Origin of the sequence: Duganella sp. CF517, from assembly GCF_900110275.1 — a bacterium.
In the GTDB taxonomy this organism is placed as follows: Bacteria; Pseudomonadota; Gammaproteobacteria; order Burkholderiales; family Burkholderiaceae_D; genus Rugamonas.
In genome coordinates this window covers 120,377-134,730 of record NZ_FODC01000005.1, presented here as the reverse complement: position 1 = coordinate 134,730, position 14,354 = coordinate 120,377, and the positions used below count along the sequence as shown (strand labels likewise).

Here is a 14,354-nt window from a genome sequence, read left to right as displayed (position 1 = left end):
GGCAGTGATGAGCGATAAAGAACTCCTGTTGGCCCAGCCGCGCGGCTTTTGCGCCGGCGTCGACCGCGCGATCGAGATCGTCGAGCGCGCGCTGCTGCAGTTCGGCGCGCCGATCTATGTGCGCCACGAAATCGTCCACAACGCCTATGTGGTGGAAGACTTGCGCAACAAGGGCGCGATCTTCATCGAAGACCTCGACGACGTCCCGGCCGGCAACACCCTGGTGTTTTCGGCCCACGGCGTGTCCAAGGCGGTGCGCGCCGAGGCGGAATCGCGCGGCCTGAGCATCTTCGACGCCACCTGTCCGCTGGTGACCAAGGTGCACGTGGAAGTGGCCAAGATGCGCAAGCAGGGCTGCGAAATCATCATGATCGGCCACGACGGCCATCCCGAGGTCGAGGGCACGATGGGCCAGACCGAAGCGGGCATGTATCTGGTGGAAACCGTGGCCGACGTCGAGCGCCTGGAGGTGAGCAAGCCCGAGCATCTGGCCTATGTCTCCCAGACAACGTTGTCGGTTGACGACACCGCCGAGATCATCGAGGCGCTCAAGCGCAAATTCCCGGCCATTATCGAGCCGAAAAAAGGCGACATCTGCTACGCCACCACCAACCGCCAGGAAGCGGTGAAGTTCATGGCGCCGCAGGTGGAACTGGTGATCGTGGTCGGCAGCCCGAACAGCTCCAACTCGAACCGCCTGCGCGAGGTGGCCGAGAAGATGGGTACGCCCGCCTACATGGTCGACAACGCGACGCAGATCAACCCGGCCTGGCTGGAAGGCAAGCTGCGGGTGGGCGTGACCGCCGGCGCGTCGGCGCCCGAGGTGCTGGTGCAGGCGGTCATCGACCGTCTGAAAGAGTGCGGCGTGCGCAGCGTGCGCCCGCTCGACGGTGTGCAGGAGGCGGTGACCTTCCCGCTGCCGAAGGGTCTGGACGGCCCAAAAGCGCCGGCGATCGACGGCGTGGCCTGAGCAGGCGCCGAACCGCGCGCGCCGCGCGCAAAACTTAATTCAGCACTTTTGACGTTATTCCGCAGTTAGTTTTTCGGGAATCTCGCTATCATTGCCTCGCTCGCAAAAACTTGTCGGTTCGGCCCTGAAGCGGGCAGGCCGGCACCCAGCCAGTTCGCTAGGTTTGATGTCGCTCAGGCATGAAACTTGCATGATTATTGTGTAGTCAACCGCGGCACTACGGGGACACCTAACCCCGGGTGCCGTTTTTGTTACTTGGACCGTCTGTGCAACACCAATTTAAAGGCTCTTAATGGATACTTTTATCCAACAAATCATAAATGGACTGGTGCTGGGCAGCATGTATGCCCTGGTCGCGCTGGGGTACACCATGGTGTACGGCGTGCTCAACCTCATTAACTTCGCCCATGGCGACGTGTTGATGGTCGGCGCCATGACCGGCCTGACCATCCTCAAATACCTCAACGAGTACGCGCCGGACCTGCCCGGCTACGTCAAGCTGGCCATCGCCATCGGCGGCGCCATCCCCGTCTGCATCATCGTCAACATCCTGATCGAACGCGTCGCCTACCGCCGCCTGCGCAACGCGCCGCGGCTGGCGCCGCTGATCACGGCGATCGGCGTGTCGATCCTGCTGCAAACCTTCGCGATGATGATCTGGACCCGCAACCCGCTGCCGTTCCCGCAGTTGCTGTCGTCCGAGCCGATCCATGTCGCCGGTGCACTGATCTCGCAGACGCAAATCCTGCTGCTGGTGCTGGCGGCCGTGTCGATGGCCGGGCTGGTGCTGCTGGTGGAAAAAACCAAGATGGGTCGCGCCATGCGCGCCACGGCGGAAAATCCCCGGGTCGCCGGCCTGATGGGCGTCGACTCGAACAAGGTCATCGTGGCCACCTTCGCGCTCGGCGCGGCGCTGGCCGCCGTGGCCGGCGTGATGTGGGGCGCCAACTACGCCTCGATCCAGTTCGCGATGGGCTTCGTGCCGGGGCTGAAGGCGTTCTCGGCGGCGGTGCTGGGCGGCATCGGCAACATCTATGGCGCCATGATCGGCGGCATCGTGCTCGGCATTATCGAGAGCCTGGGCGCCGGCTACATCGGCGACCTGACCGGCGGCTTCCTCGGCAGCCACTACCAGGACATTTTCGCCTTCGTCGTGCTGATCCTGGTGCTGACGGTGCGTCCGTCCGGCATCATGGGCGAGCGCGTCGCCGACCGCGCATAAGGGGACATCATGGCTATTCTCAATTTCGACGTTTCCCGCAATCCGCGCAAGGCCTACGGCAGCATGGCGGTGGTCTTCATCGGCTTGCTGATCTTCCCGTTCTTCGCCGCCCAGTTCGGCAACTCGTGGGTCCGCATCATCGACATGGCGCTGCTGTACATCATGCTGGCGCTGGGCCTGAACATCGTGGTCGGCTTCGCCGGCCTGCTCGACCTCGGCTACATCGCCTTCTACGCGGTGGGCGCCTACATGACCGGCCTGCTGGCCTCGCCACAGTTCGCGTCCTTGCTCGAATCGGTCATCAACCAGTACCCGGTGCTGGGCGAATCGCTGGTGGCCATCTTCGGCCCGGAAATCCAGCAAAACGGCATCCACCTGTCGGTGTGGGTGATCGTGCCGCTGGCGGCCGCCACGGCCGGCCTGTTCGGCGCGCTGCTGGGCGCGCCGACCCTGAAGCTGCGCGGCGACTACCTGGCCATCGTGACCCTGGGCTTCGGCGAGATCATCCGCATCTTCATGAACAACCTGAACGAGCCGATCAACTTCACCAACGGTCCGCAGGGCATCAACCTGATCGATCCGATCCGCGTGTTCGGCGTCAACCTGGCGGGGGAGGCCGGTTCGCGCGCCACCGTCGTCTTCGGCGGCTTCTCGATGCCGTCGGTGAACGCCTACTACTTCCTGTTCCTGTTCCTGTGCATCGCCATCGTGTTCGTCACGTCGCGCCTGCAGCACTCGCGCCTGGGCCGCGCCTGGGTCGCGATCCGCGAGGACGAGATCGCCGCCAAGGCGATGGGCATCAACACCCGCAACGTCAAGCTGCTGGCGTTCTCGATGGGCGCCTCGTTCGGCGGCGTCGCCGGCGCGCTGTTCGCGTCGTTCCAGGGCTTCGTGTCGCCGGAATCGTTCTCGCTGACGGAGTCGATCGCCGTGCTGGCGATGGTGGTGCTGGGCGGTATCGGCCACATCCCCGGCGTCATCATGGGCGGCGCGCTGCTGGCGGCGTTGCCGGAAGTGCTGCGCCACGTCGTCGAGCCGCTGCAGCAAAAGCTGTTCGGCCACATCCTGATCGAAGCCGAAGTGCTGCGCCAGTTGCTGTACGGCCTGGCCATGGTGCTGATCATGCTCAACCGTCCGGCCGGCCTGTGGCCAGCGCCCAAGCATGAAGACCGTCCCGACAGCGATTCGGATACCAAAGATCAATCGTCCGGCACCGTGGCGGCTTGAGGAAATACACAATGAGCGAACAAGTCATTCTCAACATCGCCGGCGTCAACAAGCGCTTCGGCGGCCTGCAGGCGCTGACCGATGTCGGCATCAAGATCCTGAAGGGCCAGATCTACGGCCTGATCGGTCCCAACGGCGCCGGCAAGACCACGTTCTTCAACGTCATCACCGGGCTGTACCAGCCGGACACCGGCACCTTCGAGCTGGCCGGCAAGCCGTATTCGCCGTCCGCGCCGCATGAGGTGGCCAAGGCCGGCATCGCCCGCACGTTCCAGAACATCCGCCTGTTCGGCGAGATGACCGCGCTGGAGAACGTCATGGTCGGGCGCCACGTGCGCTCGCACCAGGGCGTGTTCGGCGCCGTGTTCCGCCACAAGGCGGCGCGCGAGGAGGAGGCGTCCATCCGCAAGCGCGCGCAGGAATTGCTCGACTTCGTCGGCATCGGCCAGTTCGCCAACCGCACGTCGCGCTTCCTGTCGTACGGCGACCAGCGCCGCCTGGAGATCGCCCGCGCGCTGGCCACCGATCCGCAGCTGCTGGCGCTGGACGAGCCGGCCGCCGGCATGAACGCGACCGAGAAACTAGCGCTGCGCGAGCTGCTGGTCAAGATCAAGAACGAGGGCAAGACCGTGCTGCTGATCGAGCACGACGTCAAAATGATGATGGGCCTGTGCGACCGGCTGATGGTGCTGGAATACGGCAAACCGATCGCCGAGGGTCTGCCGGCGGAAATACAAAGCAACAAGGCGGTCATCGAAGCCTATCTGGGAGGATCGCACTAATGAGCGGTATCGGAAGCGCAAACGTTCTAAAAGTATCGGGACTGAAAGTCGCGTACGGCGGCATCAAGGCGGTCAAGGGGATCGACCTGGAAGTGAACAAGGGCGAGCTGGTCGCGCTGATCGGCGCCAACGGCGCCGGCAAGACCACGACCCTGAAAGCCATCACCGGCACCCTGCCGGCCTGCAAGGTCGAGGGCACGATCACCTACGAGGGCGAGTCGCTCAAGGGCAGCAAGTCGTTCCATCTGGTGCAGAAAAAGCTGGCGATGGTGCCGGAGGGGCGCGGCGTGTTCACCCGCATGTCGATCCAGGAAAACCTGATGATGGGCGCGTTCACCCGCAACGACAAGGCCGGCATCGAGGCCGACATCGCCAGGTGGTTCGACGTGTTCCCGCGCCTGAAAGAGCGGGCGGCGCAGATGGCCGGCACCTTGTCCGGCGGCGAGCAGCAGATGCTGGCGATGGCGCGCGCGCTGATGTCGCATCCGAATTTGCTGCTGCTGGACGAGCCGTCGATGGGGCTGTCGCCGATCATGGTCGAGAAGATTTTCGAAGTGATCCGCAATGTCTCGAAAGAGGGCATCACCATCCTGCTGGTGGAGCAGAACGCCAAGCTGGCGCTGCAGGCGGCGCACCGCGGCTATGTCATGGATTCGGGCAACATCACGATGACCGGCAACGCCGCCGACATGCTCGACGATCCGCGCGTCAAGGCCGCCTATCTGGGCGAATAACGGGTCCATTAGCGTGGGCACGCGTTCCAGGTAGGTTCCAGGTACGTTCGAGGTAGGCAGGCAAAAAAAAGCCCCGGCGCGGGCCGAGGCTTTTAAGGACATCCGTCAGGAGGAAACCACGGATGCCGAGGAGACCGCAGAACGGGCGCCGGCGCGCTGGCGCCGGCACTACTGCTGATTACTTGCGTACCGGAGCGACCTTGGCGGCGGCTGCGGAGAACTGGTTCACTGCCTGGGCAACGTTGCTTTCGATCGACTCGGCAGCTTGCTTGGCGGTTTTGCTGAACTGTTCGTAGCCGGCGTTGGCGTTGCCAATGGCCGATTTGAACAGGGCGACGGCGTTCTCGCTGCCGGCCGGGGCGTTCTTGCTTACTTCTTCCACCAGCGAGATGACTTTGCGGTTGGTTTCGGCGATCTGGGTTTCAGCGGCTTTGCTGAACTCGGCGCTGGTGCTCTGGGCGATGTTCGCCAGATGACGACCGTATGCCAGGGTCTTTTCAGCGGCCGGCTGGGCCTGAGCGGATGCCAGCGAGAAGAATTCTTGCGGATCTTTTGCCGACAGCAGCTGCTTGGTGGTGATCGACGACTCTTCCAGCGATGCCTTGGCGGCGGTCAGGTTCAGGTCGACAAACTTCTCCACGCCTTCAAACGCCTTGTTGGTCAGGGCCGAGAAGATAGCGAACTGCGCTTCAAAGTTGGCTTTGGTCGCATTGGAAAATTGCTCAGGGATTGAAAACATTTAACTCTCCAGAAAAATAGTCATTAATTGGATACTGCCGTTCTACGTCGGCGAGAAACAGAAGCACGTTTCGAACCGATCAAATTGTGCAACGCAACAAAGACGATTTTACGGCGTTGGGAAATTAAGTCAAGCGATTTTTTGTGCGTTGCATCAAGGCATGAAACGTCGTTTTGAGGAAGCATTTCCCAGCTAAAACTTATTGCGCTGCAGCGCGGGAAATGGCGTGGTTGCTGGCTGTGGCGACAGCGCCGGTTCGGAAACGCCCGCCGTGATAGACTCGGCCAAACCTGAACCGGCGCCGTTCGCGGCCGCCGGTTTCCTTTCAGCCAGCTAGTCAGTTTTCATGTCCGATACCCCGACCGCCGTTTCCGCTCCCAAACCCGCCGCCACGCCGGCCGCGCATGCGACGTTTCTGTCGCCCATGCCGTTGTTTTTCGTCCTCTTATGGAGCAGCGGCTTCATCGTGGCCAAGTTCGGATTGCCGTATGCGCCGCCGCTGACGTTCCTGTTGATGCGCTTTCTCGGCGTGCTGGTGTTGCTGGTGCCGATCGTCCTGCTGCTGCGCGCGCCCTGGCCGCGCGGCAAGATCCGCCAGGTTGCACTGGCCGGGGTGCTGGTCCAGGCCGGTTATCTGATCGGGGTCTGGTGCGCCATCAAGCTGGGCATGCCGGCCGGCCTGTCGGCGCTGATCGTCGGCATGCAGCCCATCCTGACCGCCTTCGCCGCGCCGTTGATCGGCGAGAAGGTGCTGCCGCGTCAGTGGCTGGGGCTGGTGTTCGGTATCGGCGGCGTCGCCCTGGTGGTGGCCGCCAAGATCAAGCTCACCGGCCTGTCGGTCGAGGCGATCGCGCTGTGCGTGCTGGCGCTGGTGTCGATCACGGTCGGCACCATGTACCAGAAACGCCACTGCCCGCAATTCGACCTGCGCACCGGCACGGTGATCCAGTTCGCCGCCTCCACCGTGGTGGTGTTGCCGCTGGCGATAGTGTTCGAAGGCTGGACGCCGGCGTTTGCTGCGGTGCAGTGGACCACGCAGTTCATCGGTGCGCTGTTGTGGTCGGTTTTAGGCCTGTCGATCGGCGCCATTTTCCTGTTGTTCGCACTGATACGGCGCAGCGACGCCACCCAGGTCACCAGCCTGATGTATCTGACGCCGCCCACCACGGCCGTCATGGCGTGGCTGATGTTCGGCGAAGTGTTCAATCTCCTCGGCGTGGCCGGCATGGCGCTGGCGGTCACCGGGGTGTTTTTCGTGGTCAGCAAGAGCAAATCCAAATAGCGAGGACACATGATTTCTACTCCGGAACAGCAGGCGGTCGATGCCGCGATCACGTCGCGCCGCTCGATCCGCGCCTACCTGCCGCAAGCGGTGGCGCGCGACGACATTTTGACTATCCTGCGGGTGGCGGGCAGGGCGCCGTCCGGCACCAATACCCAGCCGTGGAAAGTGTATGTGCTGGAAGGCGAGCGCAAGCAGGAGTTGTCTTCGGCGATTCTGGCCATATATAACGATCCGGAGCAAGCCAGGCTGCACACCGAGGAGTACGCGTATTACCCAAGCGAATGGGTGTCGCCGTATATCGACCGCCGCCGCAAGGTCGGCTGGGATTTGTATGCGTTGCTGGGGCTGACCCGCGACAACAAGGCCGGCATGGCGGCCCAGCATGGCCGCAATTACGAGTTCTTCGGCGCGCCGGTGGGGTTGATCTTTACGATCGACCGCGTCATGGAGCAGGGGTCCTGGCTCGATTACGGCATGTTCTTGCAAAGCGTGATGGTGGCGGCGCGCGGGCGCGGACTAGATACTTGTCCGCAAGCCGCTTTTACGCAGTATCATCGGGTCATCGCTTCTGTCCTGAACATCCCCGACAACGAGACCGTGGTGTGCGGCATGTCGCTCGGTTACGCCGACATGACAAAAATCGAAAATTCTTTGATCACCGAGCGCATGCCGGTCGAAGAATTTGTTAAATTTGTCGTAAAGGACTAGCTTGCATAAAAGGGTAGCCAAATGCGTATTGCAGATCCGCAACCAAAGATGCTGCCGAGGATAATTTAGCTTGCGCTCCCTCACCATTTTGCTACACTGCAACAGTCGATTGTGAAATCCGGCTTTTCTTCTTTTGGGGATACGAATGTATAAACTAGCGTTAAGTGCGCTCATTTCGCTGATGTTTGCATCCGCCGGCATGACTGCCGCCCAGGCTGCGACCGCCTCCACCGCCGCGCCGAAAAAAGCCGTGGTCAAAAAAGCCAAGGCCCGCCAGACGATGCGGATCGCCGCGGTGGACACCGGCGACCGCATGGTCAAACGTGTGACCAAGGTCAACGGCCGCCGCAAGGTGGTGTACCAGCGCCTCATCACCGCCGCGCCGGCCATGCCGACCATGGGCGACCTGGCCGGGTTGAGTTCGACGCACGATCCGCTGGACCTCAAGTCCAACGTGGCGCTGGTGCTGGACCAGGCCAACTCGGAAGTATTGTTCGAGAAGAATTCCAACGTCGCCTTGCCGATCGCCTCGATCACCAAGATGATGACCGGCCTGGTCGTGGTGGAAGCCAACCAGGACATGGACGAAGTGCTGACCGTGACCGACGCCGATGTCGACCGCGAAAAATTCAGCAGCTCGCGCCTGCGCGTCGGCGCCCAGCTGACCCGGGCCAACATGCTGCACATCGCCCTGATGAGTTCGGAAAACCGCGCCGCTTCGGCACTCGGCCGCAGCTATCCGGGTGGCAAGCCGGCGTTTGTCGAGGCGATGAACGCCAAGGCCCGCGAACTGGGCATGACCGACACGCATTATGTCGATTCCAGCGGCTTGTCGAAAATGAATGTGGCCAGCGCGCGCGATTTGGCCAAGCTGGCGATGGCGGCTTATCAGCATCCGATGCTGCGCCAGTTCTCCACCGATTCCAAGGCCATCGTCGAAGCCAACGGTCGTCCGATGCAGTTCGGCACCACCAATCACCTGGTGGCCAGCCCCGACTGGGCGATCGGCCTGCAGAAGACCGGTTTCATCAACGAAGCCGGCCGCTGCCTGCTGATGCAAGCCGTCATCGAAGGCCGTTCGGTGATCATGGTGTTCCTCGATTCCAAGGGCAAGCAATCGCGTACCGCCGATGCCGGCCGCATGCGCACCTGGCTGCAGGCGCTCAAGCCCGCCGCGCTGACCACCAACAGCAGCTCGCCGGTTTATTCGACCGGCATGTAACCAAGGGTCGCGGAGATCTGGTTGGCGGTTGTCACCAGATCTTCGAGCCAGTCTTCCTGCAGACGGTCGGCCGGCGCCGAGATCGACAGCCCGGCAATCAGCTTGCCGCTGTCGTCATGGATGCCGGCGGCCATGCAACGCACCCCCAGTTCCAATTCCTCGTTATCGCGCGCGTAGCCGCGCGACTTCACCAGGCTGAGCTCGCGCTCGAGCTTGGACAAATCCGTGATCGAATTCTTGTTATGCCCGGCCAGTCCGGTGCGCGTGGCGTAGGCGCGGATGGCTTTCGGCTCGTCCACCGACAGGAACAGCTTGCCGGTCGAGGTCAGGTGCAGCGGACCGCGTCCGCCGATCGCGCGCACCACCTGCATGCCCGAGCGTTCCGAGAAGGCGCGGTCGATGTAGACGATCTCGTCGCCCTGGCGCACCGACAGGTTGATGGTCTGCTGGGTCTTTTTGTGCAATGCACGCATGAAATCCAGCGCCGCCTCGCGCACGGACAGCCGACTCTTGACCACATTGCCCAGTTCGAGCAGGCGCATGCCGAGCCGGTAGGTGCCCGGTTCGATGCGGTCGACAAAGCGCGTCAGCACCATGTCGTTGAGGATGCGGTGGGCGGTGGAAGGGTGGAGCCCGGAGACCTTGGACAATTCCTTCAGGCTGACGGGATCGGGATACTTGGCGAGAGCGTCTAATAACGCCACCATGCGTTCGATCACCTGGATAGTGGTCTTTTGCTCAGGAACGGTTTCGATTTTCATCATGTGGTTGGTGCGGTGCAGTATGCGGTAACTACGTTATACCATAATGTGAAAAAAATGGGAATTGATGCATAATGCGTCATCTTTATCTCGGCTTGTCGTTCATGGAACCTGTCAGCGAATTCAAAAGCAAAAGCGGTCTGAAACGGATTTTTTCCGCCTTTTTCTACTCGGTCGACGGATTGAAGGCCGCCTGGAAGCACGAGCACGCGTTCCGCCAGGAGCTGGGCTTGTTTGTTGCCGGCACCTTGGTCGCGCTGGTGCTCAAGGTGTCGGCGTTCGAGAAACTGGTGCTGATCGCGGTGCTGGTGCTGGTCTTGATCGTTGAACTGATCAACTCGGCGATCGAGGCGGTGGTCGACCGCATTTCGCTGGAACGCCATCCGCTGTCCAAGAATGCCAAGGATCTCGGCAGCGCGGCGGTGCTGCTGGCTTGCCTGTTGGCGGCCGCGACGTGGGCGGTGGTGCTGTTCAACCGCTTTTACTAGTCTTTATGCGTTTCTGGTATATAGAACTGATAAAAGCTTAGTTCTCATTTATAAGGGGCGGCATTACTCTTTGGTCTAACACAACTAGGGGAAACAAATGCTGTCCAAAAAAATCATCGCCGCAGCCATTTTTGCCGCTACGGCCGCTTCATCCGTCATTGCTGCTGAAATCTCTTTGCTCAACGTGTCGTACGATCCGACCCGGGAGCTGTACCAGGACGTCAACGCCGCCTTCGCCAAGGACTGGAAAGCCAAAACCGGCGACACCGTCAAGATCAAGCAATCGCACGGCGGTTCGGGCAAGCAGGGCCGCGCCGTCATCGACGGCCTGGAGGCGGACGTGGTCTCGCTGGCGCTGGCCTACGACATCGACGCCATCGCCGAGCGCAAGATCCTGGCGCCGGACTGGCAGAAGAAACTGCCGCACAACAGCACCCCCTACACCTCGACCATCGTGTTCCTGGTCCGCAAGGGCAACCCGAAGGGCATCAAGGACTGGAACGACCTGGTCAAGCCGGGCGTGGCCGTCATCACCCCGAACCCGAAAACCTCCGGCGGCGCCCGCTGGAACCACCTGGCCGCCTACGGCTACGCGCTGCGCCAGCCGGGCGGCACCGAGGCGAGTGCCAAGGAATTCCTCGGCAAGCTGTATAAAAACGTGCCGGTGCTCGATTCCGGCGCGCGCGGCGCCACCACCACCTTCGTCGAGCGCGGCATCGGCGACGTGCTGATCGCGTGGGAAAACGAGGCGCTGCTGGCCATCAAGGAACTCGGACCGAGCAAGTTCGACATCGTCGCGCCGTCGGTGTCGATCCTGGCCGAGCCGCCGGTGGCCGTGGTCGACAAAGTGGTCGACAAGCGCGGCACCCGCAAGGTGGCCGAGGCTTACCTGAACTTCCTCTACACCGACGCCGCGCAGGAAATCATCGCCAAGAACTACTACCGTCCGGCCGTCGAGAAGGAGGCGAAGAAATACGCCTCGCAATTCCCGGCCGTCAAACTGTTCACGATCGCCGACATTTCCGGCGACTGGGCCAAGGCGCAGAAGATCCACTTCGCCGACGGCGGCGTGTTCGACCAGATCTACCAGCCGAAGTAAGCATCATGCCCGGCCTGGCCAGCGCGGATTTGCGCGGTTTCCGTATCCTGATCGCGCCGGGCTTGCATGACAGCGGTCCGGATCACTGGCAAAGCCGCTGGCAGCGCCTGTTTCCCGCCTTCGAGCGGGTCGAGCAGGACGATTGGCAGGCGCCCGATCTGGCGCGCTGGTCGGCCCGGGTCGACCGCCAGCGTGGCCATGGAACCGCCGCTGGCGATCCGCGTCCAACCATCATCGTCGCGCACAGCTTCGGCAGCCTGGCGAGCATGCACAGCGTGGCGCGCGACCCGTCCGGCGTGGCCGGCCTGCTGCTGGTGGCGCCGGCCGATCCGGACAAGTTCAACGTCGCCGACCAATTGCCGAAGCAGGCGTTGCCGGTGCCGTCGATCATGATCGGCAGCACCAACGATCCGTGGATGGCGGCGCCGCGCGCGGCCTTGTGGGCCGAACGCTGGCACAGCCAATTCATCGACGGCGGCGCGCTGGGGCATATCAACGCCGAGTCCGGCCTGGGCGATTGGCCCGAAGGCCTGGAAATCTTGTATTTTTTAATAGATAGGGTGCAGAATGGAGCCCTCGCGGCGCATTGACGCCCTTGCCATTTAATCCGCCAACCTCTGGAGACCACCATGACACTACGACTCGGCGATACCGCCCCAGATTTTGAACAAGACTCCTCCATCGGCAAGCTCAAGTTCCACGAATGGGCGGGCGATTCCTGGGTGGTGCTGTTCTCCCACCCGGCCGACTTCACGCCCGTCTGCACCACCGAGCTGGGCCTGACCGCCAAGCTGAAACCCGAATTCGACAAGCGCAACGTCAAGGCGATCGCGCTGTCGGTCGACCCGGCCGAATCGCACAAGGGCTGGATCGCCGACATCGAAGAGACCCAGGACACCGTGGTCGGCTTCCCGATCATCGCCGACGAAGACCGCAAGGTCGCCACCCTGTACGACATGATCCATCCGAACGCCTCGACCACGGCCACCGTGCGCACTTTGTTCGTCATCGATCCGAACAAGAAGGTCCGCCTGAGCCTGACCTATCCGATGAGCACCGGCCGCAACTTCGACGAAGTGCTGCGCGTCATCGACGCCCTGCAGTTGACCGACGCCCACACCGTGGCCACGCCCGGCAACTGGAAAGATGGCGACGACGTCATCATTCCGCTGACGGTGCAAGACCCGGAAGTGCTCAAGCAAAAGTACCCGAAAGGCTACACCGCCGCCAAGCCTTACCTGCGCGTCACGCCGCAGCCGAACAAATAAGGCCAACGGATAACGCATAAGCAAATAAGGATTGCGTTGTTTGGATATTTCCCTAGAGTAGGTACCCTGCGGCCTACTCTTGGGGAATTGAATGGATGTATCGTTTGTTATTTCAGGTTTCGCGGTCGGCTTGTTGGTCGGCATGACCGGTGTCGGCGGCGGTTCGCTGATGACGCCTCTGCTGACCTTGTTGTTCGGCGTTTCGCCGGCGGTCGCCGTCGGCACCGACCTGGCCTTCGCCTCGCTGACCAAGGGTGTCGGCACCTTCACCCACCGCCTGCGCGGCACGGTCCACTGGGACATCGTGCGGCGCCTGTGCATCGGCGCCTTGCCGGCCGCCGTTGTCGCCAGTGTCGGCCTCAAATACTTCGGCACCCTCAGCCCGCAACTGGGCCAAATCATCCGCTATTCGATCGCCGGCTCGGTGATGCTGACCGTCTGCGCGCTGCTATTCCGCCGCAAGATGCTGGCATGGATCAACGCCCGTCCGGAGCGCCAGTTGCAGGGCGCCAAGCTGACCGGCGCGACCATTTTCGCCGGCGCCGTGCTCGGCACGTTGGTCACCATCTCGTCGATCGGCGCCGGCGCCGTCGGCGCGACCGTGCTGGTGATGCTGTATCCAAAACTGAGCCCGGCCGAAGTGGCCGGCACCGACATCGCCTACGCGGTGCCGCTGACGGCCATCGCCGCCGTCGGCCACTGGTGGCTGGGCTCGATCAACTGGATGCTGCTGCTGACCCTGCTCGTCGGATCGCTGCCCGGCATCACCATCGGCTCCTACTTCGCCAAATCGGTGCCGGAGCGCCTGCTGCGCGGGCTGCTCGCTTGCATTCTGGTAGCGGTGGCCGCCAAACTCATAATGTGAGTACCTATATAGCCTATTCGTCTAACTTAATGAAAAAAGCTTCGTTTGTAATATGAAGCACAGATGAGATTATGCAGCCCTTATAGAAGAATTTGTAATAAGGGAGCATTCATGTCAGCAGTTCTTGCAGCGCCCGCCACGCCCGCCGTGGCCGCCCGGGGCGCGCCATTCCGCGTGATGCCGGGCTTCCGGCTGTCGCTGGGATTCACGATTTTCTACCTCACGCTGATCGTGCTGATCCCGTTGTCGGCGGTTTTCCTCAAGACTTTCACGATGACGTGGGAAGGCTTCTGGGCTGCCGTCACCTCGGACCGGGTGATGGCGTCGTACCGGCTGACGTTTGGCGCTTCGCTGATCGGCGCGTTTATTAATGTGATTTTCGGCGGCATCGTCGCCTGGGTGCTGGTGCGCTACGAGTTTCCCGGCAAGCGCATCATCGACGCGCTGGTCGACCTGCCGTTCGCGCTGCCGACCGCCGTCGCCGGCATCACCCTGACGGCGCTGTATTCGGCCAACGGCTGGTTCGGCCAGTTCATCGAGGGCGTGCTGGGCATCAAGGTGGCGTTCACGCCGCTCGGCGTGGTCGTCGCGCTGACCTTCATCGGCCTGCCGTTCGTGGTGCGCACGGTGCAGCCGGTTCTGGAGGATGCCGAGCGCGAACTGGAAGAGGCCGCCGCCAGCCTGGGCGCCAACGCCTTCCAGACCTTCACCCGCGTGGTGTTCCCGACCATCATGCCGTCGCTGATGACCGGCTTCGCGCTGGCGTTTGCCCGCGCCACCGGCGAGTTCGGCTCGGTGATTTTCATCGCCGGCAACATGCCGATGATTTCCGAAATCACGCCGCTGTTCATCATCACCAAACTCGAGCAGTACGACTACGCCGGCGCCACCGCGATCGCGGTGGTGATGCTGGTGGTGTCGTTCATCATGCTGTTGACCATCAACCTGTTGCAAGCCTGGGCTCGCGGAAAGTCGGGTAAATAA

The 14,354-nt window shown here is 62.3% G+C and carries 16 protein-coding genes; 14 read left to right on the top strand and 2 right to left on the bottom strand.

Features of this window, described 5'->3' with window-relative positions; all coding sequences use genetic code 11:
- The first annotated feature begins 7 nt into the window (after positions 1 to 7).
- From ispH to BMX85_RS19925, 5 genes are all read left to right on the top strand, one after another.
- Positions 8 to 970, top strand: coding sequence for a 4-hydroxy-3-methylbut-2-enyl diphosphate reductase (gene ispH, locus BMX85_RS19945; RefSeq protein WP_090322728.1), 963 nt, complete (start codon positions 8 to 10; stop codon positions 968 to 970).
- A 292-nt stretch (positions 971 to 1,262) separates the two neighbouring features.
- Positions 1,263 to 2,192, top strand: a complete 930-nt coding sequence (locus tag BMX85_RS19940; protein WP_090322725.1) for a branched-chain amino acid ABC transporter permease — start codon at positions 1,263 to 1,265, stop codon at positions 2,190 to 2,192.
- Positions 2,193 to 2,201: 9 nt separating this feature from the next.
- Complete coding sequence (locus BMX85_RS19935) at positions 2,202 to 3,419, top strand: ABC transporter permease subunit (RefSeq protein ID WP_090322721.1); 1,218 nt, start codon at positions 2,202 to 2,204, stop codon at positions 3,417 to 3,419.
- An 11-nt stretch (positions 3,420 to 3,430) separates the two neighbouring features.
- Complete coding sequence (locus BMX85_RS19930) at positions 3,431 to 4,201, top strand: ABC transporter ATP-binding protein (protein ID WP_090322717.1); 771 nt, start codon at positions 3,431 to 3,433, stop codon at positions 4,199 to 4,201.
- The gene (locus BMX85_RS19925) at positions 4,201 to 4,935 is read left to right on the top strand and encodes an ABC transporter ATP-binding protein (RefSeq protein ID WP_090322713.1); all 735 of its coding nucleotides are present in this window, start codon (positions 4,201 to 4,203) and stop codon (positions 4,933 to 4,935) included. The genes BMX85_RS19930 and BMX85_RS19925 overlap by 1 nt, the downstream gene beginning before the upstream one ends.
- A gap of 178 nt (positions 4,936 to 5,113) precedes the next feature.
- Here BMX85_RS19925 and phaP read toward each other — a convergent pair whose 3' ends face one another.
- Complete coding sequence (gene phaP, locus BMX85_RS19920) at positions 5,114 to 5,674, bottom strand: TIGR01841 family phasin (RefSeq protein WP_090322710.1); 561 nt, start codon at positions 5,672 to 5,674, stop codon at positions 5,114 to 5,116.
- 346 nt (positions 5,675 to 6,020) lie between these two features.
- On the opposite strand from phaP, the gene BMX85_RS19915 reads away from it, so the two are divergent.
- The 3 genes from BMX85_RS19915 to pbpG all read left to right on the top strand — a co-directional run bounded on the left by BMX85_RS19915 (position 6,021) and on the right by pbpG (position 8,889).
- Positions 6,021 to 6,956, top strand: coding sequence for a DMT family transporter (locus BMX85_RS19915; RefSeq protein WP_090322707.1), 936 nt, complete (start codon positions 6,021 to 6,023; stop codon positions 6,954 to 6,956).
- A gap of 9 nt (positions 6,957 to 6,965) precedes the next feature.
- A complete protein-coding gene (locus tag BMX85_RS19910) occupies positions 6,966 to 7,667 on the top strand; it encodes a nitroreductase (protein WP_090322704.1) in 702 nt (233 codons plus the stop codon).
- 145 nt (positions 7,668 to 7,812) lie between these two features.
- Positions 7,813 to 8,889, top strand: a complete 1,077-nt coding sequence (pbpG, locus tag BMX85_RS19905) for a D-alanyl-D-alanine endopeptidase (protein WP_090322701.1) — start codon at positions 7,813 to 7,815, stop codon at positions 8,887 to 8,889.
- Here pbpG and BMX85_RS19900 read toward each other — a convergent pair.
- Positions 8,871 to 9,650: an IclR family transcriptional regulator gene (locus BMX85_RS19900; RefSeq protein ID WP_090323796.1), complete on the bottom strand. Its 780-nt coding sequence runs from the start codon at positions 9,648 to 9,650 to the stop codon at positions 8,871 to 8,873. The two genes, pbpG and BMX85_RS19900, sit on opposite strands and share 19 nt — an antisense overlap.
- Before the next feature lie 104 nt (positions 9,651 to 9,754).
- On the opposite strand from BMX85_RS19900, the gene BMX85_RS19895 reads away from it, so the two are divergent.
- From BMX85_RS19895 to cysT, 6 genes are all read left to right on the top strand, one after another.
- A complete protein-coding gene (locus BMX85_RS19895) occupies positions 9,755 to 10,138 on the top strand; it encodes a diacylglycerol kinase (RefSeq protein ID WP_090323794.1) in 384 nt (127 codons plus the stop codon).
- Between the two features lie 97 nt (positions 10,139 to 10,235).
- A complete protein-coding gene (locus BMX85_RS19890; protein WP_090322697.1) occupies positions 10,236 to 11,237 on the top strand; it encodes a sulfate ABC transporter substrate-binding protein in 1,002 nt (333 codons plus the stop codon).
- Positions 11,238 to 11,242: 5 nt separating this feature from the next.
- Positions 11,243 to 11,827 carry an RBBP9/YdeN family alpha/beta hydrolase gene (locus BMX85_RS19885; RefSeq protein ID WP_090322693.1) on the top strand — a complete coding sequence of 195 codons (585 nt, stop codon included), beginning with the start codon at positions 11,243 to 11,245 and terminating at the stop codon, positions 11,825 to 11,827.
- Positions 11,828 to 11,866: 39 nt separating this feature from the next.
- Positions 11,867 to 12,505, top strand: a complete 639-nt coding sequence (locus BMX85_RS19880; RefSeq protein WP_090322689.1) for a peroxiredoxin — start codon at positions 11,867 to 11,869, stop codon at positions 12,503 to 12,505.
- 91 nt (positions 12,506 to 12,596) lie between these two features.
- Entirely contained in the window at positions 12,597 to 13,370 is a 774-nt protein-coding gene (locus BMX85_RS19875; protein WP_090322685.1) for a sulfite exporter TauE/SafE family protein, read from the top strand.
- Positions 13,371 to 13,481: 111 nt separating this feature from the next.
- Positions 13,482 to 14,354, top strand: coding sequence for a sulfate ABC transporter permease subunit CysT (gene cysT / locus BMX85_RS19870; protein WP_090322681.1), 873 nt, complete (start codon positions 13,482 to 13,484; stop codon positions 14,352 to 14,354).

Bases quoted from the DNA above. Each gene is read 5' to 3' on its own strand.
- ispH (WP_090322728.1), top strand. From the start codon at position 8: ATGAGCGATAAAGAACTCCTGTTGGCCCAGCCGCGCGGCTTTTGCGCC.
- BMX85_RS19940 (WP_090322725.1), top strand. From the start codon at position 1,263: ATGGATACTTTTATCCAACAAATCATAAATGGACTGGTGCTGGGCAGC.
- BMX85_RS19935 (WP_090322721.1), top strand. From the start codon at position 2,202: ATGGCTATTCTCAATTTCGACGTTTCCCGCAATCCGCGCAAGGCCTAC.
- BMX85_RS19930 (WP_090322717.1), top strand. From the start codon at position 3,431: ATGAGCGAACAAGTCATTCTCAACATCGCCGGCGTCAACAAGCGCTTC.
- BMX85_RS19925 (WP_090322713.1), top strand. From the start codon at position 4,201: ATGAGCGGTATCGGAAGCGCAAACGTTCTAAAAGTATCGGGACTGAAA.
- phaP (WP_090322710.1), bottom strand. From the start codon at position 5,674: ATGTTTTCAATCCCTGAGCAATTTTCCAATGCGACCAAAGCCAACTTT.
- BMX85_RS19915 (WP_090322707.1), top strand. From the start codon at position 6,021: ATGTCCGATACCCCGACCGCCGTTTCCGCTCCCAAACCCGCCGCCACG.
- BMX85_RS19910 (WP_090322704.1), top strand. From the start codon at position 6,966: ATGATTTCTACTCCGGAACAGCAGGCGGTCGATGCCGCGATCACGTCG.
- pbpG (WP_090322701.1), top strand. From the start codon at position 7,813: ATGTATAAACTAGCGTTAAGTGCGCTCATTTCGCTGATGTTTGCATCC.
- BMX85_RS19900 (WP_090323796.1), bottom strand. From the start codon at position 9,650: ATGAAAATCGAAACCGTTCCTGAGCAAAAGACCACTATCCAGGTGATC.
- BMX85_RS19895 (WP_090323794.1), top strand. From the start codon at position 9,755: ATGGAACCTGTCAGCGAATTCAAAAGCAAAAGCGGTCTGAAACGGATT.
- BMX85_RS19890 (WP_090322697.1), top strand. From the start codon at position 10,236: ATGCTGTCCAAAAAAATCATCGCCGCAGCCATTTTTGCCGCTACGGCC.
- BMX85_RS19885 (WP_090322693.1), top strand. From the start codon at position 11,243: ATGCCCGGCCTGGCCAGCGCGGATTTGCGCGGTTTCCGTATCCTGATC.
- BMX85_RS19880 (WP_090322689.1), top strand. From the start codon at position 11,867: ATGACACTACGACTCGGCGATACCGCCCCAGATTTTGAACAAGACTCC.
- BMX85_RS19875 (WP_090322685.1), top strand. From the start codon at position 12,597: ATGGATGTATCGTTTGTTATTTCAGGTTTCGCGGTCGGCTTGTTGGTC.
- cysT (WP_090322681.1), top strand. From the start codon at position 13,482: ATGTCAGCAGTTCTTGCAGCGCCCGCCACGCCCGCCGTGGCCGCCCGG.